Source organism: Noviherbaspirillum album (assembly GCF_035916955.1).
Classification (GTDB): domain Bacteria; phylum Pseudomonadota; class Gammaproteobacteria; order Burkholderiales; family Burkholderiaceae_D; genus Noviherbaspirillum; species Noviherbaspirillum album.
This window is the reverse complement of record NZ_JAWIIV010000033.1, coordinates 25,053-48,060: the sequence shown is the minus strand read 5'-3', so window position 1 is coordinate 48,060 and position 23,008 is coordinate 25,053. Positions and strand designations below refer to the sequence as shown.

Annotated in this window: 26 protein-coding genes; 12 read left to right on the top strand and 14 right to left on the bottom strand. The window is 61.5% G+C overall.

Features of this window, described 5'->3' with window-relative positions; genetic code table 11:
* Nucleotides 1-24: 24 nt before the first annotated feature.
* The 7 genes from RY831_RS26125 to RY831_RS26095 all read right to left on the bottom strand — a co-directional run bounded on the left by RY831_RS26125 (nucleotide 25) and on the right by RY831_RS26095 (nucleotide 5,927).
* Nucleotides 25-648, bottom strand: coding sequence for an alpha/beta hydrolase (locus RY831_RS26125; protein WP_326509311.1), 624 nt, complete (start codon nucleotides 646-648; stop codon nucleotides 25-27).
* Between the two features lie 115 nt (nucleotides 649-763).
* A complete protein-coding gene (locus RY831_RS26120) occupies nucleotides 764-1,081 on the bottom strand; it encodes a (2Fe-2S) ferredoxin domain-containing protein (protein ID WP_326509326.1) in 318 nt (105 codons plus the stop codon).
* Nucleotides 1,082-1,118: 37 nt separating this feature from the next.
* Nucleotides 1,119-2,273, bottom strand: a complete 1,155-nt coding sequence (locus RY831_RS26115; protein WP_326509310.1) for a VanZ family protein — start codon at nucleotides 2,271-2,273, stop codon at nucleotides 1,119-1,121.
* Between the two features lie 123 nt (nucleotides 2,274-2,396).
* Nucleotides 2,397-3,050, bottom strand: coding sequence for an ABC-type transport auxiliary lipoprotein family protein (locus RY831_RS26110; RefSeq protein ID WP_326509309.1), 654 nt, complete (start codon nucleotides 3,048-3,050; stop codon nucleotides 2,397-2,399).
* A gap of 13 nt (nucleotides 3,051-3,063) precedes the next feature.
* Nucleotides 3,064-4,014 carry an MlaD family protein gene (locus RY831_RS26105; RefSeq protein WP_326509308.1) on the bottom strand — a complete coding sequence of 317 codons (951 nt, stop codon included), beginning with the start codon at nucleotides 4,012-4,014 and terminating at the stop codon, nucleotides 3,064-3,066.
* Nucleotides 4,015-4,023: 9 nt separating this feature from the next.
* Nucleotides 4,024-4,800 (bottom strand): ABC transporter ATP-binding protein, encoded by a 777-nt coding sequence (locus RY831_RS26100; RefSeq protein WP_326509307.1) that lies wholly within the window; start codon nucleotides 4,798-4,800, stop codon nucleotides 4,024-4,026.
* The gene (locus RY831_RS26095; RefSeq protein WP_326509306.1) at nucleotides 4,800-5,927 is read right to left on the bottom strand and encodes an MlaE family ABC transporter permease; all 1,128 of its coding nucleotides are present in this window, start codon (nucleotides 5,925-5,927) and stop codon (nucleotides 4,800-4,802) included. Before RY831_RS26095 ends, RY831_RS26100 begins: the two co-directional genes overlap by 1 nt.
* Before the next feature lie 777 nt (nucleotides 5,928-6,704).
* On the opposite strand from RY831_RS26095, the gene RY831_RS26090 reads away from it, so the two are divergent.
* From RY831_RS26090 to RY831_RS26060, 7 genes are all read left to right on the top strand, one after another.
* Entirely contained in the window at nucleotides 6,705-7,580 is an 876-nt protein-coding gene (locus RY831_RS26090; protein ID WP_326509305.1) for a transporter, read from the top strand.
* 60 nt (nucleotides 7,581-7,640) lie between these two features.
* A complete protein-coding gene (locus RY831_RS26085; RefSeq protein WP_326509304.1) occupies nucleotides 7,641-7,988 on the top strand; it encodes a hypothetical protein in 348 nt (115 codons plus the stop codon).
* 71 nt (nucleotides 7,989-8,059) lie between these two features.
* Nucleotides 8,060-8,338: a hypothetical protein gene (locus RY831_RS26080; RefSeq protein ID WP_326509303.1), complete on the top strand. Its 279-nt coding sequence runs from the start codon at nucleotides 8,060-8,062 to the stop codon at nucleotides 8,336-8,338.
* On the top strand, nucleotides 8,328-8,990 hold the full coding sequence (locus tag RY831_RS26075; protein WP_326509302.1) for a C39 family peptidase: 663 nt from the start codon (nucleotides 8,328-8,330) through the stop codon (nucleotides 8,988-8,990). Before RY831_RS26080 ends, RY831_RS26075 begins: the two co-directional genes overlap by 11 nt.
* Nucleotides 8,991-9,191: 201 nt before the next feature.
* The gene (locus tag RY831_RS26070; RefSeq protein ID WP_326509301.1) at nucleotides 9,192-9,989 is read left to right on the top strand and encodes a biotin--[acetyl-CoA-carboxylase] ligase; all 798 of its coding nucleotides are present in this window, start codon (nucleotides 9,192-9,194) and stop codon (nucleotides 9,987-9,989) included.
* 2 nt (nucleotides 9,990-9,991) lie between these two features.
* Entirely contained in the window at nucleotides 9,992-10,765 is a 774-nt protein-coding gene (locus tag RY831_RS26065; RefSeq protein ID WP_326509300.1) for a type III pantothenate kinase, read from the top strand.
* Complete coding sequence (locus RY831_RS26060; RefSeq protein WP_326509299.1) at nucleotides 10,759-11,640, top strand: SPOR domain-containing protein; 882 nt, start codon at nucleotides 10,759-10,761, stop codon at nucleotides 11,638-11,640. The genes RY831_RS26065 and RY831_RS26060 overlap by 7 nt, the downstream gene beginning before the upstream one ends.
* A gap of 38 nt (nucleotides 11,641-11,678) precedes the next feature.
* Here RY831_RS26060 and RY831_RS26055 read toward each other — a convergent pair whose 3' ends face one another.
* The 3 genes from RY831_RS26055 to RY831_RS26045 are packed head-to-tail and all read right to left on the bottom strand — an operon-like array spanning nucleotide 11,679 to nucleotide 12,726.
* On the bottom strand, nucleotides 11,679-11,906 hold the full coding sequence (locus RY831_RS26055) for a cysteine-rich CWC family protein (protein WP_326509298.1): 228 nt from the start codon (nucleotides 11,904-11,906) through the stop codon (nucleotides 11,679-11,681).
* On the bottom strand, nucleotides 11,903-12,112 hold the full coding sequence (locus RY831_RS26050) for a zf-HC2 domain-containing protein (RefSeq protein WP_326509297.1): 210 nt from the start codon (nucleotides 12,110-12,112) through the stop codon (nucleotides 11,903-11,905). The genes RY831_RS26055 and RY831_RS26050 overlap by 4 nt, the downstream gene beginning before the upstream one ends.
* A gap of 14 nt (nucleotides 12,113-12,126) precedes the next feature.
* Nucleotides 12,127-12,726: a sigma-70 family RNA polymerase sigma factor gene (locus RY831_RS26045; RefSeq protein WP_326509296.1), complete on the bottom strand. Its 600-nt coding sequence runs from the start codon at nucleotides 12,724-12,726 to the stop codon at nucleotides 12,127-12,129.
* Between the two features lie 119 nt (nucleotides 12,727-12,845).
* Here RY831_RS26045 and argB point away from each other — a divergent pair, with 119 nt between their 5' ends.
* From argB to slmA, 3 genes are all read left to right on the top strand, one after another.
* Complete coding sequence (argB, locus tag RY831_RS26040) at nucleotides 12,846-13,757, top strand: acetylglutamate kinase (RefSeq protein WP_326509295.1); 912 nt, start codon at nucleotides 12,846-12,848, stop codon at nucleotides 13,755-13,757.
* 309 nt (nucleotides 13,758-14,066) lie between these two features.
* Complete coding sequence (locus RY831_RS26035; RefSeq protein ID WP_326509294.1) at nucleotides 14,067-14,795, top strand: pyrimidine 5'-nucleotidase; 729 nt, start codon at nucleotides 14,067-14,069, stop codon at nucleotides 14,793-14,795.
* Between the two features lie 14 nt (nucleotides 14,796-14,809).
* The gene (slmA, locus tag RY831_RS26030; protein WP_326509293.1) at nucleotides 14,810-15,385 is read left to right on the top strand and encodes a nucleoid occlusion factor SlmA; all 576 of its coding nucleotides are present in this window, start codon (nucleotides 14,810-14,812) and stop codon (nucleotides 15,383-15,385) included.
* Nucleotides 15,386-15,711: 326 nt separating this feature from the next.
* Here the strand turns inward: slmA and RY831_RS26025 are convergent, their stop codons facing one another.
* A complete protein-coding gene (locus RY831_RS26025) occupies nucleotides 15,712-16,701 on the bottom strand; it encodes a glycosyltransferase family 2 protein (RefSeq protein WP_326509292.1) in 990 nt (329 codons plus the stop codon).
* 360 nt (nucleotides 16,702-17,061) lie between these two features.
* Here RY831_RS26025 and RY831_RS26020 point away from each other — a divergent pair, with 360 nt between their 5' ends.
* Both RY831_RS26020 and RY831_RS26015 read left to right on the top strand, forming a co-directional pair.
* A complete protein-coding gene (locus tag RY831_RS26020; protein WP_326509291.1) occupies nucleotides 17,062-17,955 on the top strand; it encodes a DMT family transporter in 894 nt (297 codons plus the stop codon).
* Nucleotides 17,956-18,031: 76 nt separating this feature from the next.
* On the top strand, nucleotides 18,032-19,891 hold the full coding sequence (locus RY831_RS26015) for a chorismate-binding protein (protein WP_326509290.1): 1,860 nt from the start codon (nucleotides 18,032-18,034) through the stop codon (nucleotides 19,889-19,891).
* Here the strand turns inward: RY831_RS26015 and RY831_RS26010 are convergent.
* From RY831_RS26010 to RY831_RS26000, 3 genes are all read right to left on the bottom strand, one after another.
* Nucleotides 19,865-20,761 carry a DMT family transporter gene (locus RY831_RS26010; RefSeq protein ID WP_326509289.1) on the bottom strand — a complete coding sequence of 299 codons (897 nt, stop codon included), beginning with the start codon at nucleotides 20,759-20,761 and terminating at the stop codon, nucleotides 19,865-19,867. The genes RY831_RS26015 and RY831_RS26010 overlap by 27 nt on opposite strands.
* Before the next feature lie 133 nt (nucleotides 20,762-20,894).
* Nucleotides 20,895-22,109 (bottom strand): YbfB/YjiJ family MFS transporter, encoded by a 1,215-nt coding sequence (locus RY831_RS26005; RefSeq protein WP_326509288.1) that lies wholly within the window; start codon nucleotides 22,107-22,109, stop codon nucleotides 20,895-20,897.
* Nucleotides 22,109-22,999, bottom strand: coding sequence for a DMT family transporter (locus tag RY831_RS26000; RefSeq protein WP_326509287.1), 891 nt, complete (start codon nucleotides 22,997-22,999; stop codon nucleotides 22,109-22,111). The genes RY831_RS26005 and RY831_RS26000 overlap by 1 nt, the downstream gene beginning before the upstream one ends.
* Nucleotides 23,000-23,008: the final 9 nt, after the last annotated feature.

Below are 23,008 nucleotides of genomic sequence, written 5' to 3'. Positions count from 1 at the left end.
CGTCCGCATATTTCCAATGTGTAATCAGCGGTGCCACATTTCGACCACGAAATTCTTTATGTGTTGCAACTTGCGGTGAAAAAAATGATCGGCACCGGGAATGACGATCACCGGCAGATCTTGCGGGCGCGCCCAGTCGAGCACGTCGGAAAGGGGAATGGTGTCATCGTGCTCGCCATGGATGACGATGGTATTGGCAGGCACCTCCGGCATCGCCCACTTGCCTGCGGCGCTGCCGACCAGTACCAGCCGTTCGGCCGGCGTTCCCTCGGCAATCAACCGCTGCTGCAGCTGCGACTGCACGAAGGTACCGAAAGAAAAGCCTCCCAGTGCGACCGGCAGGTCCGGATACTGCTGCTTCATGTGCGCCAGCAGCATGGCCATGTCGTCGGTTTCGCCGCGTCCGGCGTCATGCACGCCCTCGGACTTGCCGACGCCGCGGAAATTCATGCGCACCGTCGCATAGCCGATGGCTACGAAGGCGCGGGCCAGCGTCTGCGCCACCTTGTTGTCCATCGTTCCGCCGTAGAGCGGATGCGGATGGGCAACGAGTGCCAGGCCGCGCGGCGCGGCTTCGGGCAGGTCCAGTGCGCATTCGAGCGCGCCGGCGCCGCCGTTGATGCTGAAGCGTTGAGTTTGTGCGTTCATGAGTTTGATGTGCGTCCCGTTGCTGGGGGCGCCTGAAACGGTAAGGTTGGCGACAGGCTTGGCGGCGAATGCCGCAGCGGCGCAGATTGGCGCGGGGCAGTATCGGAAGCCAGGCTCAGATCTTCAGCCGGTCCACCACCTTGCCGCCGACCAGGTGCGTGTCGATGATTTCATCGATGTCTTCATTGTCGACATAGGTGTACCAAGTGCCTTCCGGATAAACCACCAGCACCGGGCCTTCTTCGCAGCGGTCCAGGCAGCCCGCCTTGTTGATGCGCACCTTGCCCTGGCCGCTCTGGCCAAGCTGCTTGATGCGCTTCTTCGCATGTTCCTGCGCACTCTGCGCGCCGCGGTCGGCGCAGCAGGGGCGGCCTTCGTCGCGCTGGTTCATGCAGAAGAAAACATGATGCTGGTAATACGGCTTGTCGGACATGTCGCTCTCGTCGAGTCGGGATGAAGCGGCAATCATACTATTTCTTCATGCGATGCATCGGGTGCAGCAGGAACCACAGCGCGAACAGCGGCCATACGACCGAGAGGAAGTGGGCGGCGCCGTTGAAATTGAGAAAGCGGCCCTGCACCCAGGTCTGCAGGGTGGCAACGAAATACGGGTTGGCCGGCACCATGTTGATGGCGACCAGGCTGACCATCAGGCTGACGATGGCCAGCCGGCGCTGGGCGGCTGGCGGCGCGAAGGCCAGGCCGCCGACCATCATGGCGCCGATCAGGATGCCGCCTTCGGCGCCGGGTGTCAGCCAGGCCAGCGCATTGGCCGGAGTGAACAGCAGCGCATTGGCCAGCAGTTTCACCGCAGCGGTGCCGAAGGCCAGCAGGATCAGCAGCAGCGTCCGCGGCGCCTGCTTGCGCAGCACGCACGACAGCATCAGCAGCGCGCTGGTCATGCCGCAGGCGGTGATGAGTGTTTCCGCAAGCCAGAACTCCTGCACGGTCAGATGGATGTGGCTGCGCACCATGGCCAACAGGTCGACCGGCTGTTCCAGCCAGTCGGACAGCCAGTGGGAAAGGATGGGCAGGAACTGCCCGTGGCCGAAAAGATAGGCTTGCGGATAGATCTGCGCCAGCGGCCACAGGCCGATGACGATCAAGCCGCGCCCCGCGTCGGGAATCACCCAGGACCGGCGGATCATCCGCAGCAGCCGGTTGTGCTCGAGGAAGTAGGGACTGAGCAGCACGCCCGCCACCGCGCCCAGGCCGCTGCCGGTGATGTTGGTCAGAAAATCCAGATTGGAGGACACCCGGTTGGGAAGCAGCGTCTGGATCGCCTCCATGGCGCCGGACAGCAGCATGCCGCAGAAGATCGCGACGATGGCCGCCGACGCTCCCTTGAGGTGAGGGTGCAGCGCGAACACCACCAGCGCGCCGAACGGCAGGTAGCCGATGATGTTGGTGATGACATCGAAGCCGGTCCAGTAATGCGGCATCGGCATGAACAGGAAGCCCAACAGCGGCAAGCCCTTGCTCTGCCAGCTGGAAAGCGGATACAGGCTGGCGTACGCAATCAGGAAGGTGTACATCAGCAGGCCGACGCGGGAGAAGGTCGATGCGCTGGCCGACATTGAAGCGGAGGCGGCGGCGTCCGCCTGGTGTTCCTCGTTTGGCAACATGGCAATCCGGTTATCGGTCTGATACCAATCTCATGCCATGGCATGGCGCGGGATCGGCATTGCGCATTCGACGGAATGCATGGTCTCGTATTCTGGCCAGAGGCAACCGGCCCGGCAAGCAGATTATTTCAGGTTGAGGGTGGCCAGCCACGCGATCATATCGCCGAGTGCGGCATCGCTGGCGCCGGCCAGCGCGCGCACGCCGCCGCCGGCATCGGCTGCAGGCGCCGGCGCCTGACGCACGAAGCTGCGCTGGGCGATCAGCGTGCGCTCCCTGAACACCGACGCCCGCAGGCTGACCTGCCCGGTGCTTTGCGTCGGGCTGGAAAAAATCTGGGTGAAGTCGTCCGCCTCGATGCGCAGCACCGGCACATTGGCCGCGGCGGCCGACGGCGACAGGACCGCGCCTCCGGCGGCGGCGAGCCGCGACTTCAGGTGTTGCTGCAGCAGTTGTCCGGGCGGCATGCTCCAGCGCGCCTGCGCATAGGGCCGGGGCTGCTGTTCATTGGCATAGTTGAGGCGGTAGAAAATCAGGGAGCTGTCGAGCCAGGCCGGCACCTGGACGTCGGCGATGCTGAGCGGCGGCAGCGAGGTCGGCGGCTGCGATGTCTGCGTCGATGAAGAGGCTTGCGTGCGCAGCGGCCCGAGGTCGTAGAGCATGGCCGCGTCGGGCCGGCTCACGACCGAACAGGCGGACAGGATGGCCAGGGCGGAGAGGCCGGCGACCAGGCGGGCACGTCGCGGGGCATCGGTTCGGCGAGCTTGCAGTGTGTTCATTTTTTCATGTTCCCTATTGAGCCTGCGTTGGCGCCGGCGGCGCGGCGAATCCGCTTTCCCCCGGTCCCGGCGCGATCACCGACGAACCGAACAGGACGCTTTGCGGACGCTCGTTGAGGTTATCCAGCGTACGGTTCAGCGTACGAAGCGAGGCGCGCGCATCGTTGATCAGCGGCAGGGTCTCGAACTCGATCTTTCCAGCCACCGCACCGAGCTGCTCCATGCTGCTCGAGAAACGGGTGATGGGGCCGTCCGGCGCCTGCAGTCCGGTCACCAGGCCATTCAGGCTGCGGGTCAGCTCGCCGGCATCGGCCGACAGCCTGTTGACGTTGCCCAGCGTCTGCTGCGCCTGCGCCGTCACGGCTGGCAGGCGGTCCAGCGTCGGCTGCAGCCGGGCCGGAATCGCTTCCAGCGCGACGGCGGCGCGGCTCACGTTGTTGACCGCGCCGATGATGGCTTCCTGGTTCTCCGGCGTGAGAATGCCGTTGATGCGCTTGGCCACTTCCTCGGTCTGCTCCAGGATGGCCAGGCCGCGCGTCTGCAGCTGGTCGAACAGGCTGGGCCGCATTTCGATGCGGGCGATCCTTTCCGGGCCGCTGGGCAGGCGCACCGGGCGGCTGCCGTCATCGTCGAGCTGCACGTAAGCGATGCCGGTCACGCCCTGGTAGCCCAGCGTGGCGAACGTCGATTCGGTGATCGGCGCATCCGGCTGCACGCTGATGCTGACCAGGATCTGGCCAACCACCTGGGGATCGAAGGCGATACTGTCCACCTTGCCGATATCCAGTCCGCGATAACGCACTGCGGCCTGCGGATTGAGCCCGGGAATCGAGAGCTTGGTTGCGATCTGGTAGGGCACCCACTGCACCCGGTCGCGGTTGAACCAGATGCCGCCGAGGATGGCGCCGGCCAGCAGCAACAGTGTGAAGAGGCCGGCCATCAATGCATGCGACTTGTTTTCCATAAGGTCTTCCTAATGCTTTTCGCGCAAGACTTCCAGAGCGCGCTGACCGCGCTCGCCAAGGAAGAATTGCTGGATGAAGGGATGCGGCAGCGCGATCACTTCCTCGGGCGTGCCCATGGCGATCACCCGCTTTTCCGCCAGCACCGCGATCTTGCTCGACAGCGCGAACAGCGTGTCGAGGTCGTGAGTGACCATCACCACCGTCAGGCGCATCTGCTGGTGCAGGCCGCGGATCAGCGACACGAAGCTTTCCGACAGGTCCGGGTCGAGCCCGGCGGTCGGCTCGTCGAGGAACAGCAGTTCCGGCTCCAGCGCCAGCGCCCGCGCCAGCGCGACGCGCTTGACCATGCCGCCGGAGAGGTCGGCCGGCATCTTCAGCGCATCCTTCGGCGTCAGGCCGACCATCGCCAGTTTCAGCAGCGCCGCATCGCGGATCAGGTCTTCCGGCAGCCCGCGCAGCTCACGCATCGGCTGCGCCACGTTGTCGAGCGCGGTCAGCGCGGAGAACAGGGCGCCGTGCTGGAACAGCATGCCCCAGCGGTTGCGCAATTGCTGGCGCCGCACGCTGCCGCAGCCGTTGATGTCCTCGCCCAGCACCCTGACGCAGCCGCGCGCCGGATGCTCCAGCCCCAGCATCTGCCGCAGCAGCGTGGTCTTGCCCGAGCCGGAACCGCCCACCAGCGACACGATGTCGCCGGGCTGCACCTCGAGGTTCAGATCCTCGTGAACCACGACCGGGCCGAACTTCGTCCACAGGCCCTGGATCTGGATGATCGGCGCCGCCATCAGTAGAACCCCACGCCCTTGAACAGAATGGCAAACACGGCATCGGCCAGAATCACCACCGTGATCGATGTCACCACCGATAGCGTGGTGCCCTGGCCGAGGCTTTCGGTATTGGGCTTGATGCGCAGGCCGAAATGGCAGGCCACCAGCGCGATCAGCGCGCCGAAGACAATACCCTTGCCGATGCCGATCCAGTAATTTGCCAGCGGCACGGCATCCGGCAGGGCTTGCAGAAAGTAGCTGACGGAGAGACCGAGTTCCACCTTGGCCGCCACCATGCCGCCGGCCAGCGCCACCGCATCGGTCCAGACCACCAGCAGCGGCATCGAGATCGATAACGCCAGCACCTTCGGCATGATCAGGCGAAAGCCGTGCGACATGCCCATGACGAGCATCGCATCCAGCTCCTCGGTCACGCGCATGACGCCCAGCTGAGCGGTGATCGCCGAACCCGAGCGGCCGGCGACGAGAATGGCCGCCAGCAGCGGGCCGAGTTCGCGGATCACGCTCATGCCGAGGATGTTGACGAGATAAATGTCGCCGCCGAAGGTATGCAGCTGCTGCGCTGAAAGGAAGGACAGCACCACGCCGATCAAAAAACCGACCAGCGCGGTGATGCCCAGCGCCTGGTAGCCAATGTGGTAAATGTTCGAAGAAATTTCCTTCCACGGACCGCGCAGCGGCCAGCGTGCAAAGCGGCCAAAGTCGAGCACCAGCTGGCCGATCAGCATCACGAAGGAGAGCAGGTGGCCGGCGATATCGCGCTGGACGCGCAGCAGGGTGGCGGGCGAAAACCAGTGCGGCCGGGACCTCACGGGCAGGGTCAGCATGCCCGCCTGCTCGATGCGGACGAATGTATCTTCATGCTGGGGCGCCAGGACCAGATGGCGCGGACGGCGCCTGCCCCACGCGTTCCAGAGAATCTGCGCGCCGAAATGGTCGAGTGCATCGATGCCGGACAGATCCCACTGCATGTCGGCATCCTTCGCCGCATTGCGCAGCTGCCTGTTCAGCGCGGCAATCGCATTGTCCGCAGCCAGCGCATGCACCTGCCACTGGCCGACGGCGGCCAGGCGCGACGGGCGTTCGCCGGTGAAATTGAGTGCGGGGGCTTGCTGTTCAGACATCCCGTTAGTGTAAGGGAGAAATCGGATGGGAGTCCAAATTCGAATCGGGTAATCGCGTCAGCAGGGTAGCTGTAATAAAGCTTGCAATGTGTCTCATTCCTTCTATATCAGGAGATGAGCTATCCATGCGTAATCAGCGGCTGCCGTTTTTCTTTACCCAAGTCCCTAAATAACTTTGCAAAGTCATTTGAAGACCCAGTAAGCTAGTAGTGAGAGGGCTGCAATAACGGCAACGATAAGGTTAATCAAGTTAAACAAGAATGTGCCGGAGTCGAGATCACAGCCACGTAGATTCTTAAAGGTTCTTTTCAGGTCTTTCAAATTCATGCTCTACTCCGAACAGAAAATACAAGAGGAGAGAGAAGCTTGCGGTTTTCCTCTTTTCTATATATTTCAAGTTGCCAGTTATTCCAGCTATTGCTGAGACAGATTTCGTAGTGGTAAAGGGGTATATACGCAGAAGTCTGGTAAGCACCCCATGCAAATAAAGTAACTCCAGGCGCATAGTATAGATGGACCCACAGCCACGCTCTCTGCGTATCTCTCATTTTTTGTGTTGACAACGCAGCGATCTGCATTGTCCATTAGGAAGCATCGGCCTGTCACCAAATTCGCAACTCAAAAATAAATCATCGATGCCATAGATATTTTTGTGAGTATCTAAACAAGCTATAGAAATAAATATTAGATACCAAATAAACAATTTGTAAAAAGTGGTTTCCTGATCTTAATTTCATAATTTAATGTTGCGTCAAAGATAACATTGAAAGCCGCGTAATGTCGTTAAGAGTATGTGTCGGTGTTTTACTTTGCATGGCTGCTTTTGTGGCTCATGCCGAGCTGCCAATGCAGATTGAGGATCTTATTACGGAGAGAGGTAAGTTCAAATTTGAAGGAGGGATTTCCTATGCAAATAACGACCGACAGGAAATACTCACGGGTCGACCATTAAGCATTCAGATAGGCCCGGCCTCCTTCGTTTCGCTGCCCTTTTCTGTAATGGAAAGCAAAGGCAATAGTGACATTGTCGTAGGAACACTTGGCCTGCGATACGGGCTATATGCAAAAACCGAGTTGTGCTCTCGTATCAGTTACCTTTACAGCAGCCATCGCAACATTGAAGCTTCAAATATGAGTTATTCCAGTGATCAGAAATTGGCTGACGCTTGGGTAGGTGTGAATTACAAATTCAAGGAAGATGACGATACTCCAGCACTGATAAGTTTTGTCGAAGTTGCCCTGTATGAAAAACACAGGATAAGTAATGCATATGCTAAATCTGCTCTTCTTGGGCTTACAGCTTTTAAGGCAATTGACCCGATAGTCCTATCATTAACTGCCGCCTATCGCGCTAATTTTAAGCGTAGGGATGATCATGCCGCCTATGACCCGGGTAATACCCTGTTGCTTAATCCATCAATTGCATTTGCGGTCAATGATCGAATAACACTTTCTGCCGGTGTGCAATGGATGAACGCGCAGGCAGACACTGTTGAGGGAAAGCCTCAAGGATTTAGAAGAACCAGTACAGATTTACTTGTCGGTATGGCTTACGGATTTTCAAGAGGGCATACACTTTCTCTTTCGTTAAAACAGAATGCGTCGGGTCGCGATGGGGCCGACCTGCGAGCGAACTGGTTATACACATTTTAAAATATATGTATTGCTAGTTTTTAAATGCCCTATTCAATTAACCAATCGAGGTACACGTACATGTCCTTAAAAAATTTATTAGTAGCATGTTCTTTGGTCGTCTCTGCACTTCCGGTCTTCGCACATGAAGCCGATGCAAATTTAATATTTGACGGTGAGCCGGTTCAGGTCGCAGTATTATCGCAACAGGAAATGAAGGAGACCGAGGGAGCGTGGTGGGTAGCGCCTTTAATAGGTGGTATTGGAAATGGCATTGGATACTCATATGGCAATCCGAATTGGAACTTGCCCGGCTTTACAACTGCTGTTGGAACCGGCGCGCTTGGAGGGCTTGCAGGCGGAGTTGGGGGGTGGGGAATTGGGTTGGCCGGTAGTTTGTACAGCACGCACGTAACAAGTTGGTATTAATTTCGAATTAGTATCACAAGTCTCTCTTATTCAGAGGGACTCTTAAGGACTATCGTTAAATGGGATAAGGCATGGATTTCAGAGAAATCGTTTTTCATGGAATTATGTGGGCGTTGATGATGGTATCGTGGAAGGTGGCGAGGCAAGGCAGAGTTTTAACGTCAATATGTCTTGGTGCCTTGGCTTGGTGCTCGCTCTTTCTGCCTCGTATGCTGATTTGGCCCAATCCAGAACAAAAAAATACTGAATGGTGGTGGTTGTTGATTGGAGCCGTAGTATTTATTGGTGGTCCTTTACTGGTTCTTGCGGAAAGCAAAAGAAAGAAGAATTCTGACAGCAATGCAAAATAAGTTTTGGACCTTAAGAATTGCAGTTGCGATGGCCGCACTGTATTACGGTTCGATTGCGCAAGCCGAGCATGCCGTGGTCATCGCGCCAACGCTGGCAGGTCACGTCCCTGTAAAGTCCTGGAAAACTTTGCGTGATAAGCAGGTCATAAAACAGGACAAGGACTTTTCCTGTGGTGCTGCTTCGCTTGCTACCATTCTGAAAGAATTTTATGGAGTGCCGGTAACCGAGCAAGATTTGCTTCTGGCATTGGATAATGGAGAGATGCGTTCCTCATTTGAAGACATGCAACGTATCATGCCTCAGTTCGGATTTCGCGCTCACGGCTACGCAGCGACATACGAACAACTTGCGAGACTCAAGATTCCTGTCATTGTGTACCTCAAACATAGAAAAGATGAGCATTTTTCTGTACTGAGAGGTATTAGTGAAGACACGGTATGGCTTGCAGATCCCTCCCTTGGAAATCGAACTTATAGCAAAGCTCAATTTCTGGAAATATGGGAAACAAGGGGAAATTCCAATTTGAAAGGTAAATTCCTTGCAGTTTTGCCAGAAGGGCCTAGTTTTATTCGCGAGCATATATTCTTTACTAGAACCCCCAAACGTCAAACCGCGCAGGCCATCCGACAATTGGTATTACGGCCGCAATAAAAGCATTTTTGTGACATACAACTACGCTCTGCTCTAGCGCGCGGCGTTTCTGCAAACCACCGATCTTGACGATCCAAGCCGCTTGCAGCCGCATGCTCTGTAACGGCTTGGCCAAGCACGCTGTTAAAGACTGCCAAATAATACAAGAGCGTTGTTGCCAGACTGCATCACGCCCCGCAGGCATGCCGCTACAATGTCGGCATGACTGAAATTCTCGCTTCCGAACGGATTGCCGCGCTTCTCCGGCCCGCCGCCCAGCATGTGACGGTGCGCGTCGTGGAGGAAACCGGCTCCACCAATGCCGACCTGCTGGCTGCGTTGCCGACTTTGCATGGTCCGGTGCTGCTGCAGGCCAAGCGCCAGACCGCCGGACGCGGCAGGGCGGGGCGCAGCTGGCATTCGGCGGAAGGCAAATCGCTGACTTTTTCCCTGGCATGGAAATTCGATCTGCCGGTACACGCGCTGGTTGGGCTGCCGCTGGCCGTGGGAGTGGCCCTGGCCGAGGCGCTGGCGATGTTCAGCATCGATGCCAGGCTGAAGTGGCCGAACGACGTGCTGGTCCAGGGGCGCAAGCTGGCCGGCATCCTGATCGAATCGGCCGGCGCCGGCAGCGTGCCGCATGACGCCAGCTGGGCGGTGATCGGCATCGGCCTCAATATCGCCGTCGACGACAGCATGGCGGCCGCCATCGGCAGGGCGGCGACCGGAGTCCCCTGGCTGGCCGACCTCGACCCGAACATGCTGATGGCGACCCTGCTCAGCAGCCTGGCGGAAGCGCTGGTGCAGTTCGAGCATGAGGGGCTCGCCGCATTCATCGGGCGCTGGAACGCCCTGCATGCGTATGCAGGCCAGGCCGTCGTCATTCTCGACAACGGTCGGGTGCTGCATGAAGGCATCGGGCGCGGCATCGATGCCGGCGGCCGCTTCCTGATCGAGTCCGCGTCGGGGCAGGTCGCCGTCATGGCGGGCGATGTGTCGCTGCGGCCGAAGGAGGTCTGAGCATGCTGCTGCTGATCGATGCAGGCAATACCCGGGTGAAATGGGCGCTGGTGCCGCGCGGCGCGCGCAATGCGTCTGCGCTCGGCCAATGGATGGCATCGGGCATGGTCGACCATGCGCAGATCGGCACGCTGGGTGATGCCTGGCGCGGACACAAGATCGCGCATGTGCTGATCTCCAACGTCGCCGGGCAGGCGATGCGGGAGAAGCTGGAGCAGGCGCTCTCGCATGTGCTCGGGTTGCAGCCGGTGCCGCTGGAATGGTTCGCTTCCTGCGCCAGCCTGGCCGGGGTGCGCAACCATTACCGCAATCCGGCGCAGCTTGGCTGCGACCGCTTCGCATCGGTCATCGGCGCCCATGCCCTTCATCCCGGGAAAGCGCTTGTCGTGGCCACTTGCGGAACGGCGACGACGGTCGATGCCGTGACCCCGGACGGCATCTTCCAGGGCGGCATGATCCTGCCGGGCCTGGGATTGATGGCCGCTTCGCTGGCGCGCAATACCGCGCAATTGCCCGAAGTCGCCGAAACGACGGGCATCACCGAACCATTCGCCGACCATACCGATGCGGCCATCATCAGCGGCTGCATCGCGGCGCAGACCGGCGCCATCGAACGCGCGGTGCGGGCGCATCGGCAGCACCATGGCGAGGTGCAATGCGTGCTGTCCGGCGGCGCCGCGCCATTGATCGCGCCGCACCTGGGCTTTGCGCCTCTGCGCGTGGATAATCTTGTGCTGATCGGCCTGCATCACGTCGCCATGAATACATCATGCTGAAATTCTTCTTTTTCATTCTGCTGCTGGCAAACGGCGGCTTGCTGGCCTACCAGCAGGGTTATTTCGAGACGCTGTTTCCGAGCGGCCGCGAACCGGCGCGCATCAAGAACCAGATCAATGCCGACAAGCTGAAGCTGGAAAAGCCGCCCGAAGCGGAACCGGCGCAGACCGAAGCCGCCACGCCACCCGCTTCAGGTGCGCCAGTGGTCCCGGCGACGCCTGAGGCTGCCCCGGCAGCACCGGTCGCACCGAAGCCAACGCCGGCTGCGCCACCCGTGCCGGCCCCGCCGGCTGCACCAGTCGCACCCGCTACACCAAGCACACCAGAACCCGCACCGGCCAGCGCCGCGCCGGTACAGGGCGCAAGGACGGTCGCACTCGATACCATGACGCCGCCAGCCAGGCCCGTCGTGCTGGTCTGCGCGGAGATCGGCAATTTCACTGCGGCGGAGGCGAAGCGGTTCAGCGCGCGGCTTGCACCGCTGTCGCTCGGCCCGAAGGTCACGCAGCGGCAGGTGCAGGAAGTCGCAACGCACATGGTGTACATCCCGCCGCAGGGCGACAAGGAAACCGCTGAGAAGAAGGCCGCGGAGCTGCGGCACCTCGGCGTCGAGGACTTCTTCATCATCCAGGACAATTCCTCCCTGCGCTGGGGCATATCGCTCGGCGTGTTCAAGATGGAGGAAGCGGCGCGCGCGCATCTTGCCAATCTGAACCAGAAGGGCGTGCGAAGCGCGCGTATCGGCCAGCGCAGTGTGAATACCAACCTGGTGGCTTTCCGCCTGCGCGACCTCGATGCGGAAAGCCGGGATGCGCTGCAGAGAATCAGGGCAAGTTTCGCCCGGCAGGAAATGCGCAACTGCGAAGGAGCATAGAGCGCATTGCGCCAATCGGCTCGTGCTGATTCAGGAAATTATCCGCCGCCTGCAGCGTGGTCCCGGGCGCGGCCGATCAGTGCCCGCAGGCAGTCCGGGCAGAAACAGCTGGCGCTCTCGCTGCTTGCGCTGCCGGTTTTTTTCCGGGCATCGGATAGATAGGATTCCGGCAGCGGCGGCAGGCCGGTGCACCAGCAGGGCGTGTCCTGCGGGCCGTCCGCCATCCCGCATTCGAATGCCGCGCCGCACGTGGAACAGATGCTCATTCGGATTCATCCTTGTCGTTGCCGCCGCGCCCGGATAGCCGTTGCATGGCCTTGTGCAGCAATCGCGTCTGTTCGGTGAAGATGCGGCAGGGCTGGCAGGTCAGCAGGTGCATCTGCATGCGGGTGTGCTCGACCAGGGACAGCTCCCGGTCCTGGCCTTCGGATGTCAGTCGGTGGACTTCCCTGCAGGTCGGTTTGATCGACATGATTTTTCTCCTCGTCAGTTCTCGCCAAACCAGTTCAGGTCGAGGCATTCGCGCAGTTGCAGGCGTGCCCGGTACAGCATCACCCAGGCGTTGGAGGAGCTGATCTGCAGTTCCCTGCAGATGTCCGGCGTTTCCATCTCCAGCCATTCTCGCATCATGAAAATGCGGGCGGTCTTCGGCGGCAGCTTTTCCAGGCACAGTTCCAGCATGCGGAAGAAGTCCTTCTGCTCCAGCGCGGCGTCAGGGTCGCCCCACGGGCGGGGCATGTCGACCACGTGGCCGTCGGCCCGGAACAATGCATCGATGAAGTCGGCATCGGTGCGGGCGCCGTTGTTGACTTCGTTGCCGTGGTTGCCGTATGCGCCGCCGGCGGCGTCGAACTGCACTTCGCGCCTGTTGGACCGCATCGCATCCAGGATCTTGTGCTTAAGGATGCCGGTGACATAGGTGCGCAGGCTGGACCTGCCGGCATAGTTGCCCGGCTTCTCCAGCACCGCCACCAGTGTCTCCTGCACGGCGTCCTCCGCGGCGGCATCATTCCGCAATTGCAACATCGCGAAACGCACCAGCGCGGGGCGCAAGGCTTCCAATTCATTATTCAAGGGAACGCTCATAAAGGCTGGCTTGTCTTTTGGGCAGAGTACATCCGATCCGCTATTTTAAAACCAGGAAATCAACAAAGAATTCGAAACGTTTCCTGTAAAATCGCGAAAATTGATTTTCAGGACTGACCATGACCGATCAACTCGCTCCCGCCGCCGACCTGAGTACGGTGGCCCCGCAAATCAAGGCGGAAATCCTGGCCGAAGCGCTGCCCTATATCCGCAAGTTCCACGGCAAGACCATTGTCGTCAAGTACGGCGGCAATGCAATGACCGAAGAGCGCCTCAAGCATGGCTTCGCCCGCGATGTCATTCTGCTCAAATTGGTCGGCATGAATCCTGTCGTCGTGCACGGCGGCGGTCCGCAGATCGACAATGCGCTCAAGAAGATCGGCAAGCAGGGTACCTTCGTGCAGGGCATGCGCATCACCGACGAGGAAACCATGGAAGTGGTGGAATGGGTGCTGGGCGGCGAAGTGCAGCAGGACATCGTCATGCTGATCAATCATTACGGCGGCCAGGCGGTCGGACTGACCGGCAAGGACGGCGGCCTGATCCGCGCACGCAAGATGAAGCTGGCGGACCGCGAGAATCCTGGCCAGTTTTTGGACATCGGCTTCGTCGGCGAGATCGATGCGATCAATCCCGCCGTGGTCAAGGCGCTGCAGGACGATGCCTTCATTCCCATCATTTCGCCGATCGGCTTCGGCGAGGATGGCCAGGCCTACAACATCAATGCCGACCTGGTGGCAGGCAAGATCGCGGAAATCCTGAAGGCCGAAAAGCTGATCATGATGACCAACATCGCCGGCGTGCAGGACAAGCAGGGCAATTTGCTGACCGACCTGTCGGCCCGTGAAATCGATGAAATGTTCGCCGACGGCACCATTTCCGGAGGCATGCTGCCCAAGATCTCCTCGGCGCTCGACGCCGCCAAGTCCGGCGTCAACACCGTGCACATCATCGACGGCCGGATCGAGCATTCGCTGCTGCTTGAAGTGCTGACCGAACAGGCATTCGGCACCATGATCCGCTCCCACTGATTGCACCGGTCCGCCCGGGCCGGTTTGTCGCCGGCCATCATTTCCGCTGCCCGCCGAATCGTCTCTCGATTCCGCGGGCAGCGTGCTTTTCTATGTATTTTCAGCTTTCTACCTGCACTTTCCTGGGATTTCGGCTGAAAACCACTGCAATGTTGCAAGAAGTCGTGCCAAAAACTTGTGCGGATTCCATCCGTGTTGCATTATTGCCCTAATGTAATTTTCGGTGGGCAGCAGGAGTGCATCGATCAACCGCAGTTCGCCCATGGCTATTCTTGCAATTGCCGGGGCGGTTTCATCACGATACCCATCATGCGCAACCTGGTCTGGCTGTTCGATCTCGATAACACGCTGCACAACGCCTCTCATGCGATTTTTCCGGCGATTAATGCAAACATGAATGCCTACATGGCGAAGGTGCTGGGCCAGGACGATGTGCCGGCCGATCCGGAGACGGTCAATGCCGCGCGCATCGCCTACTGGAAGCGCTACGGCGCGACGCTGCTCGGCATGATCCGGCATCACGGGGTACGGATGGACGATTTCCTGCACGAGGCGCATTCTTTCGATGACCTGGCGACAATGATCCGCGCCGAGCGCGGCGTGGGCCGCCTGCTCAGGCGCCTGCCAGGCCGCAAGATCCTCCTGACCAACGCGCCGCGCCGCTATTCGCATGAAGTGATGCGCCACCTTGGCCTGCACCGGCATTTCGCCAAGCACATACCCATCGAGGCCATGCATGTGCACCGGCAGCTGCGGCCCAAGCCCTCGAAGCTGCTGCTGCGCAAGCTGCTGGCTAAAGAAGGCATCCGCGCCAGCCGTTGTGTACTGGTGGAGGACACGACGGACAATCTCAAGGCGGCCAAGGCGCTCGGCATGCGCACCGCCTGGGTCACGCAATACCTGGCGGCGAGTCCGAATCATCAGCAACAGGCCGGCATGCGCAGCCCGGCCCGTTTGAACCGGCGGCCGGCCTTCGTGGATGCCAAAGTCCGGTCCGTCACACAGCTGCCTGACATGCTGCACCGATTGCGCCAATAACGACGACGACAACTATGGCTACGACAAAACCGGGCGAACGCAAGCTACAGATTCTCCAGACACTCGCGCAGATGCTGGAGCAGCCGAAAGGGGAGAAGATCACGACCGCCGCGCTGGCGGCCAGGCTCGAGGTATCGGAGGCCGCGCTCTACCGGCACTTCGCGAGCAAGGCGCAAATGTTCGAGGGCCTGATCGAATTCATCGAGACCACCGTGTTCGGCCTGATCAACCAGATCAGCGAACAGCAGGACGACGGCCTGTCGCAGGCCCAGGCCATCACCGGCATGCTGCTCAATTTCGCCGAGCGCAATCCCGGCATGACGCGCGTGCTGATCGGCGACGCGCTGGTCAACGAGGACGAGCGGCTGCAGCTGCGCATGAACCAGTTCATCGAGCGCGTCGAACTGGCGCTGCGCCAGTCGCTGAAGCTGGCGGCCACCCAGGGGCAGGCCAGCGAGATCGATGCCGCCAACCGCGCCAACCTGATCTCCTGCATGGTGGTCGGCCGCTGGCATCGCTTTGCCAAGAGCGGGTTCAAGCAGGTTCCGACGGATAACCTGCAGGGGCAGCTTGCGGTGCTGCTGGTTTGAGGGGCGTCTTTCCAAACCCTCTGCAAACGCCAAACCGGGTGACGCTTGAAAATTGCTCCATCCGTTTCAGGAGGACGCAGCAGGTGTTCTTCAATAGGAATGGATATCCATGGTCGAGGAAGTTGCCAGGCCGTTGCATACCAGGCCGTTTCGAGCTGTCCTTACGCATGCCGTCACCGTTAGCTAGAGCGGTTTCGCCTTGACAGGCTTAGTCGAGGCCGAGGCGGACTGTTTCTGGGACAAGGCGCGGCGACGCGACATGGCGGGCCATGGCAAGGAGGCGCAACGCCGTACCAGGAACAATCCACCCGGGATCGGCAAGCAGGTCAGGGCGAAACCGCTCTAGGCAATGACACATTCACGGCGGACAAGTCCAGGGCAGGCTTGGTCGATTTGGTGCCACTGACGAGATCAAGTGAAGACAAAATCTCATGGTATCCGGTGGCTTTTATTGCGCTTTCTTCGAATGCCGTGTTGGTCTTGTGCCGATATTCGAACAGCCGCCTGATATCGCTGGCAGCCTGCCCAGGCAGATCAGGAAAGCCAAGGCGGATTAACCTTTCGTATTCGGGCCCGATGTCTCTTCTTGTCGTACAGGTGCTGTCCTGCCGCACTATGCCCACATAGCGCGTGGAGTCGACGACCGGAATTTTGCCGCCAGCGTTTGCTATCGCGATACAGGTGTGCAGGACGTCCTCGGCAAAACAATCACGCCATGGCTGATGGACTCGCTGTTCGGATATCACATGCATAGAACCAAGTTCCCTGGAAAAGCGGGGAATGTCGATCTCCGAATGGCCTGCGCCTACTTCGCGAATCAGGTGACCGTTTTCCCTAACATAAGCTGTGGGTACCGTTACGGTATGAGCGGATTCCAGTGCCTGCAGCACGTCATGAACAAACGTCTTCGTAACCAGATCGTCGTCGTCGAGGACCGCAATATAGTCTCCCGATGCGATTGCCCGTCCCCGGTTTCTTGCCATGCCCGCTCCAGTATGCTTCTCCGCGGTGCTTACGACTCGAATACGATGATCGTACTGGCTGAAATGCTCATAGTTTTCCCCGTCATCCGGTGATATGACCATTTCCCAATTCGGGTTTGCCTGCGCCAGCAAGCTACTGATGGCGCGCTTAAGTCTTATCGGTTGGCGAAATGTTGCCGTGATAAAGGATATTTTTTTGGACCTTGTCCTCACCGTGTACACCCTCATTAGCGCTATCAAGCATAGGAGGCCTTGCTTCCCGCTTAATGAGTGGATGGAGGTGCTCCGGCGGTTCCATGCTTGCCGCATCAACCGGAATGCTTGGCTGCCCATGTCAGGCCTCCTTGAATCGGCAGGCCGCAGCGCCACGTCATCCTCGACGCTTCGTGCGAGCGCGGTGGGGGTGGCCGGCACCGTCAGGTGCCGGCAGGGATCTCGATATGAAGGACGGGCCGGCGACGCTTATATGCTCCCGAAGGTGGCGCTTGCACTGCGCACGCCTGCGCAAGTCAAACCTTGATAAACCGCCAGCCGAATTTCCTTTTGCCGCACCCCCATTTCGGCAAGGCCCGCACGTACGTCATTCGGGCCCCTGCAGCAAAATCCGAATCTCATTACACTGCGAGCCTCCTATACTCGGGAACGCCCGCCGCCGTTCCGCCGCTGCCACCCATGCGCCAACCATAACGATCCATGACGCCTTCCAACAAATTTCCCGCACTCGCCTTCGCCTCGCTGCTCCTGGGCGGCATGGCCATCGGCTTCGCCGGCATCTTCATGCGCCTGTCCGACGTCAACCCGATCGCATCTGCGTTCTGGCGCATGGCGCTGGCGGCGCCCATCCTGTGGGCATGGGCATTGGCCGTGCGCGGCCAGGATGTCGCCGCCGGCAAGCGCACCGGCTTTGCCGCCTCGCTGGTGCTGGCCGGGATCTTTTTCGCCGCCGACATGGGCCTGTGGCACCTTTCGCTGCATTACACGACGGTGGCCAACGCCACGCTGCTGTCGAACTTCGCGCCCATCTTCATCGCCTTGTGGATGTGGCTTGCCTACAAGGTGCGCTTCGCCCGCATATTCGTGATCGGCATGGTGTTCGCGCTGGTGGGCGCCATCATGCTGGTGGGACCGAACGCCGCCGGCAACGGTCCCGCGCAGGGTAGCCTGAAGCTGATCGGCGACGGGCTCGGCCTGGCGAGTGCCGTGTTTTACGCGGCCTATCAGCTGGTGGTCAAGGATGCGCGCAGCCAGTATTCCACCGCGCGGCTGATGGCATGGAGCACCACCATCACCGGGGCGGCCCTGCTGCCGTTCGCGCTGATGTCTCCGGGCGCCTTCTTCCCGGAACAGCTGTCGGGCTGGCTGCCGCTGCTGGCACTGGCGGTGGTGGCCCAGATCGGCGGCCAGACCGTGATCGCCTATGCGCTGGCCCACCTGCCGGCGTCGCTGTCCTCGGTGAGCCTGCTGATCCAGCCTCTCACCGCTGCCGTGGCCGCATGGCTGATCTTCCAGGAAACGATTGGGCCGGTGCAGATGCTCGGCGGCGCCCTGCTGCTGCTGGGTATCTATCTATCCAAGCGCGGCAGTTGATGCAATTGCAGGAAGGCGGCCGGGGCAGGGCCGCTTTACAATAGCGCCTTGCTTCGCATCGCTTCAAGAGATTTCCTTGGCTTCCGCTCCCAATCCCGCTACCTTGCCGGCATCCGGTCTGCCCGATTGCTACGCGCTGCTCGATGACAGCAGCGCGGATGCGTACCAGGCCCGCTCACGTCTCTACACCGCGCATGTGGAAACCCTGCAGTGCGACGATGAGGCGTGTTTCCCCGCGATGCTGGAACGCCTGGAACGGGGGCTGCGGCGCGGCCTGCACGCGGTGGGATTGTTCACCTACGAACTCGGCGCAGCCATGCAGCGCATCGAAGCCCGTGAAGAGACGGGAACGCTGGCGCAGATCCTGCTGTTCTCCCGCTGCGAGCGGCTGACCAGCCAGCAGGTGGAACAGTGGCTTGCGCAAGGCGATCATGCTTCTCCGGCCGGCATTGCCGGCGTGCGCTCCAGCGTCGACGAACATGCCTTCAACGAAGCGATTGCACGCATCCGTGCATATATCGAAGCGGGCGATACCTACCAGGTCAATTACACCTACCGCATCCAACTCGATGCCTACGGCCCGCCGCATGCGCTGTACCGCAGGCTGCGGGCGCGGCAGCCGGTCCCCTATGGCGCACTGATCGCGCTGCCGGGCGGAGCGAGCGTACTGTCGCTATCGCCCGAACTCTTCGTGCGGCATGAGCGCGGCATACTGACCGCGCGCCCGATGAAAGGCACGGCGCCGGCAAGCGACGATCCGGAAAGCGATGCGCTGCGCGCCGCGGCACTGGCTGCGGACGGGAAGAACCGCGCGGAGAACCTGATGATCGTGGACCTGCTGCGCAACGACCTGGCGCGCATCGCGCAGGTCGGAAGCGTGCGGGTGCCGTCGCTGTTCCAGGTCGAGCGCTACCGCAGCGTGCTGCAGATGACCTCGACCGTGCAGGCCGGCATGCGGTCCGGCGTGCAATTGCAGGATGTGTTCGCAGCCATCTATCCCTGTGGTTCGATCACCGGTGCGCCGAAGCGGCGCACCATGCAAATCATCCGCGAACTCGAGCCGTCGCCGCGCGGGCTGTACACCGGCGCGATCGGCTGGTTCGATCCCTGCCCGCCGAGGCGGGAGGGCGTCGGCCTGGGCGACTTCTGCCTGTCGGTGCCGATCCGCACGCTGGCCCTTCAGCCCGAAGACGACAATGGCGTGCGCCGCGGCGAACTCGGCGTCGGCGCCGGCATCGTCCATGACAGCATCGCCGCCGACGAATTAAAGGAGTGCCGGCTCAAGGCCGGCTTCCTGACGGGGCTGCCAAACGCGTTCTCGCTGTTCGAAACCATGCATGCCGGCCGCGATGCGGGCATCCGCCATCTCGACCGGCACCTGCGGCGACTGCGGTCATCCGCCGCCTACTTCGGTTTCGTCTGGGATGAGCGGGAAATACGCGAATTACTGGAGCAAGCCTGCGCGGCGCTGCCCAAAGGAAGCCATCGGCTGCGGCTGGCGCTGGAGCGGGACGGCGGCTGCGAGATCCGCACCGCAGCGCTCGCGTCGCTGCCGCCGAGGGTGAAGGTACTGCTCGCGCCGCAGCCGATGCGCTCGACCGATCTCTTCCTGCGCCACAAGACGACGCTGCGCACGGCCTATGATGCCGCCTGGCAGGCTGCCGAAGCGAAAGGCGCCTTCGACATGCTGTTCTTCAATGAAAAAGGCGAACTCACCGAAGGCGGGCGCAGCAATGTCTTCGCCAGGATTGACGGCCGATGGATCACGCCGCCGCTGTCCTGCGGCCTGCTGCCCGGCGTGATGCGCGCGGTGCTGCTGGAGGAACTGGATGCGCGGGAACAAGCGATCGGCCTGCGCGATCTGGAGCGCGCGCAGGAGCTGATCGTCTGCAATGCGCTGCGCGGCGCGCTAACTGCCGACCTTGTCCGGGACTGAGACGGGCGCCGGCGCGGACTGGAACACCACCAGCCAGGTGGCCAGCACCACCAGCGCGCAGCCGATCAGCGTATTGGCATTGATGGTTTCGCCGAGGAATATCGCTCCCCATGCCAGCGCGAACAGCGGGATCAGGAAAGTCACCGTCAATGCCCGGGTCGGACCGAGATCGGCGATCAGCCGGAAATAAATGAAGTAGGCGACCGCGCTGCACAGCAGGGCCAGCAGCGCGGCAATCAGAAGAATGAAGGGCGTGACGGTGCCGGTCGCGGGCGAAGCGGCCGCGAAGGGAAACAGCACCAGCGCCGCGCCCAGCTGCGAGCCGGTGGCCATCTGCGCCGGAGCGATGCCCGCTGATTTCTTTTTCGAATAGGCGCCGGCAATGCCGTAGCAGATCGCCGCGCCGACGCAGGCCAGCGCCGCCAGCAGGACCTGCGAGGTGAATGCCACCGGCCCCAGCCGCACCAGGAAGGCAACGCCCGTCACGCCGATGACAAGCCCGGCCATCTTGCGCGCTGTCAGGCGCTCGCCGAGCACCAGTGCGCCGACCAGCGCACCCCACAACGGACTGGTGGCGTTGACGATCGCCGAATAGCCGGCCGGCAGCGTCATCGCCGCGTAGGAAAACAGCGAGAAGGGCAGCGCGGAGTTAAGGATGCCAAGCATCAGGTACTGTTTCCAGTGCTTGCCGAAATCCATGTTCCGCCGCGTCATCAGCATGAAAGCCAGCATGGCGACGCCGGCCAGCGCAACGCGAGCTTCCGCGGTCCAGAAGGCACCCAGCACCGGCGCGACGATGCGCATGAACAAGAAAGATGCGCCCCAGATGGCGGCGAGAATCAGCAGGCGGATCAGGTCGGCACTACGCATGGCAACTCCGTTTGAACAGGTGCACAGCATAGGCCAAAGCCCTGTTTCGCGCTGGCCGGATTCGGACGGCGCTGCAGCCAGGCTGCCAGCAGATCCATGCCTCAGTGCCTCAGTGCCTCAGTGCCTCAATGCCTCAATGCGTCCCGGCCAAAGCCTGCTGGCGAGACGCCAGCAGCGCGCCCAGCAGCAGCGCGCCGGCGGAAAACATCAGGCCGCGTTCAAGGCCGCCGGCGGCATCGGAGATCCAGCCGACAATGGTAGGACCGACGATCTGGCCGAAGGCGAACACCGTGGTGAAGCCGCTGATGCCGGCCGACCAGGACTGCGGCGGCAGGTTGTGCCGCACCAGCGCCGTGGTCGAGGCGACCACCGACAGGAACACCGCGCCGAACAGGATGCCGGATGCGAACACTGCAACCGGCGCATGCGACAGCACCGGCAGCAGGGTGGCTGCCGCCAGCAGGGCGTTGAGGATGGCGAGCGGCTGACCGCCCTTGAAGCGGTCCAGCATGCCGGCCCAGATGCGGGACGAGGCTACCACCGCCAGGCCGAGGCAGGCATAGAACACCGTGATGGCGGTCTGCTGCATGCCCTGCTCGCGCAGCAGCGCGATGACGAAGGTCATGTAGCCGATATAGCCGACGCCGAACATGAAATAACCGGCCAGGCCGAAAGCGAAATCGCGCACCCGGAAGCCGTCCTTTGCGCCGGCCGCAGACGCGGAGGGTGCGCCGTCGATGCTGCGCGCCGGCGGGCCCATGGCCACGGTCATCAGCAGGCACAGCGCGCCCAGCGCCAGCCACGCCCATTGCCAGGCATGCGCGCTGCCCTGCGCCGCAGCCGCATCGATCGCCGCCGGCACCAGCAGCGCGGCGAACACGATGCCGAATCCGGTGCCGCCGTAATACAGGCCGATCAGGAAGCCGGCTCGCCGCGGATGCAGGCCGCCCAGGCGGGCCGCCAGCACGCCGCCGGAAATGAAGATGAAGGCGCTGGCCACCCCGGCCAGCACCCGCTGCGTCAGTAGCAGCGAGGCATCGACCACGAAGCCCGACAGCAGCATGAACAGCGCGGTCAGCAGGGCGCCGCCGATCAGCGCGGTCTGCGCGCCGAAGCGGCGCATCAGCGTCGGCGTGACCAGCGCCCCCAGGAAATAGCCGAAGGCATTGGCGGTATTCATGCCGCCGGCCAGCAGATACGACCAGGCCAGGTCGTCGCGCATCGGCGGCAGCAGCAGCGCATAGGAGAAGCGTGACAGGCCGAGCGAGATAGCCGCGCCCAGCGAGATGCCCAGCGCCACGAGCAGGGGGTTGCGTTCGGCGAGGGTAGTGGGGGCCGCGTGCGCCATCAGGCCTTGCGCGGCACGGCCTTGCCGTGCGGCGAAGTCAGCACCAGTCCCATCGCCGCCAGCACCACGATGCCGCCGAACAGGGTCGACCAGCCCACCGATTCCTGCAGGAAGATGTAAGCCCACAGCATGCTGAACAGCGGAATCAGGAAGGACACGCACATCGCCCGGGTCGGCCCGACCCTGACGATGAGAGGAATGAAGATGGCTTGCGCCAGGCCCGAAGACAGCAATGACATCGCCGCGATGCAGGCCAGCGCCAGGCCCGACGGCATCGCCGGCGGCAGCGAGAAGGGCAGGGCTGGAAGCATGATCAGGCCGCCCAGCGCCAGCGAGCCGGTGGCCATCGCGATCGGATGAATGCCGCCGGGCCTGCCGGTTTTCTGCACGATGATGCTCGACATCGCATACGACGCCGCCGCGGCGAGGCAGGCGGCAATGGCCAGCAGCGTGGGCGCGCGCATCGCCACCGTTCCGATGCCCACCAGGATGCCCACACCCACGATGCCCAACAGCAGGCCCGCGAGCTTGCGCAGCGTCAGTGCCTCTTCCAGCCAGATCACGGAAAACACGGCGCCAAACAGCGGCGCGGTGGCGTTGAGCACCGCCGAATGAGCGGCCGGCAGGTGCAGCGCGGCGAACGAGAAACAGGTAAACGGAATGACGCCGGCGAACAGGCCGACGATGGCGAACGGCTTGAGATTGCGCCGCCAGTCCATCTTCACGCCCGTGGCGACGGCGAACGCCAGCAGTGCCAGTCCTGCCAGGCCGGTGCGCAATGCGGCCGTGAGCATCGGGCCGGTTTCCGGCACGGCGATGCGCAGGAAGATGAAGGAGCCGCCCCAGATCGCGGAAAGAAATACCAGCTTGACGAGGTCGGATGCGGACATGGAGGGCGG

Excerpts from the sequence above, each read along its gene's own strand:
- RY831_RS26125 (WP_326509311.1), bottom strand. The coding sequence starts at position 648 with ATGAACGCACAAACTCAACGCTTCAGCATCAACGGCGGCGCCGGCGCG.
- RY831_RS26120 (WP_326509326.1), bottom strand. The coding sequence starts at position 1,081 with ATGTCCGACAAGCCGTATTACCAGCATCATGTTTTCTTCTGCATGAAC.
- RY831_RS26115 (WP_326509310.1), bottom strand. The coding sequence starts at position 2,273 with ATGTTGCCAAACGAGGAACACCAGGCGGACGCCGCCGCCTCCGCTTCA.
- RY831_RS26110 (WP_326509309.1), bottom strand. The coding sequence starts at position 3,050 with ATGAACACACTGCAAGCTCGCCGAACCGATGCCCCGCGACGTGCCCGC.
- RY831_RS26105 (WP_326509308.1), bottom strand. The coding sequence starts at position 4,014 with ATGGAAAACAAGTCGCATGCATTGATGGCCGGCCTCTTCACACTGTTG.
- RY831_RS26100 (WP_326509307.1), bottom strand. The coding sequence starts at position 4,800 with ATGGCGGCGCCGATCATCCAGATCCAGGGCCTGTGGACGAAGTTCGGC.
- RY831_RS26095 (WP_326509306.1), bottom strand. The coding sequence starts at position 5,927 with ATGTCTGAACAGCAAGCCCCCGCACTCAATTTCACCGGCGAACGCCCG.
- RY831_RS26090 (WP_326509305.1), top strand. The coding sequence starts at position 6,705 with ATGTCGTTAAGAGTATGTGTCGGTGTTTTACTTTGCATGGCTGCTTTT.
- RY831_RS26085 (WP_326509304.1), top strand. The coding sequence starts at position 7,641 with ATGTCCTTAAAAAATTTATTAGTAGCATGTTCTTTGGTCGTCTCTGCA.
- RY831_RS26080 (WP_326509303.1), top strand. The coding sequence starts at position 8,060 with ATGGATTTCAGAGAAATCGTTTTTCATGGAATTATGTGGGCGTTGATG.
- RY831_RS26075 (WP_326509302.1), top strand. The coding sequence starts at position 8,328 with ATGCAAAATAAGTTTTGGACCTTAAGAATTGCAGTTGCGATGGCCGCA.
- RY831_RS26070 (WP_326509301.1), top strand. The coding sequence starts at position 9,192 with ATGACTGAAATTCTCGCTTCCGAACGGATTGCCGCGCTTCTCCGGCCC.
- RY831_RS26065 (WP_326509300.1), top strand. The coding sequence starts at position 9,992 with ATGCTGCTGCTGATCGATGCAGGCAATACCCGGGTGAAATGGGCGCTG.
- RY831_RS26060 (WP_326509299.1), top strand. The coding sequence starts at position 10,759 with ATGCTGAAATTCTTCTTTTTCATTCTGCTGCTGGCAAACGGCGGCTTG.
- RY831_RS26055 (WP_326509298.1), bottom strand. The coding sequence starts at position 11,906 with ATGAGCATCTGTTCCACGTGCGGCGCGGCATTCGAATGCGGGATGGCG.
- RY831_RS26050 (WP_326509297.1), bottom strand. The coding sequence starts at position 12,112 with ATGTCGATCAAACCGACCTGCAGGGAAGTCCACCGACTGACATCCGAA.
- RY831_RS26045 (WP_326509296.1), bottom strand. The coding sequence starts at position 12,726 with ATGAGCGTTCCCTTGAATAATGAATTGGAAGCCTTGCGCCCCGCGCTG.
- argB (WP_326509295.1), top strand. The coding sequence starts at position 12,846 with ATGACCGATCAACTCGCTCCCGCCGCCGACCTGAGTACGGTGGCCCCG.
- RY831_RS26035 (WP_326509294.1), top strand. The coding sequence starts at position 14,067 with ATGCGCAACCTGGTCTGGCTGTTCGATCTCGATAACACGCTGCACAAC.
- slmA (WP_326509293.1), top strand. The coding sequence starts at position 14,810 with ATGGCTACGACAAAACCGGGCGAACGCAAGCTACAGATTCTCCAGACA.
- RY831_RS26025 (WP_326509292.1), bottom strand. The coding sequence starts at position 16,701 with ATGGGCAGCCAAGCATTCCGGTTGATGCGGCAAGCATGGAACCGCCGG.
- RY831_RS26020 (WP_326509291.1), top strand. The coding sequence starts at position 17,062 with ATGACGCCTTCCAACAAATTTCCCGCACTCGCCTTCGCCTCGCTGCTC.
- RY831_RS26010 (WP_326509289.1), bottom strand. The coding sequence starts at position 20,761 with ATGCGTAGTGCCGACCTGATCCGCCTGCTGATTCTCGCCGCCATCTGG.
- RY831_RS26005 (WP_326509288.1), bottom strand. The coding sequence starts at position 22,109 with ATGGCGCACGCGGCCCCCACTACCCTCGCCGAACGCAACCCCCTGCTC.
- RY831_RS26000 (WP_326509287.1), bottom strand. The coding sequence starts at position 22,999 with ATGTCCGCATCCGACCTCGTCAAGCTGGTATTTCTTTCCGCGATCTGG.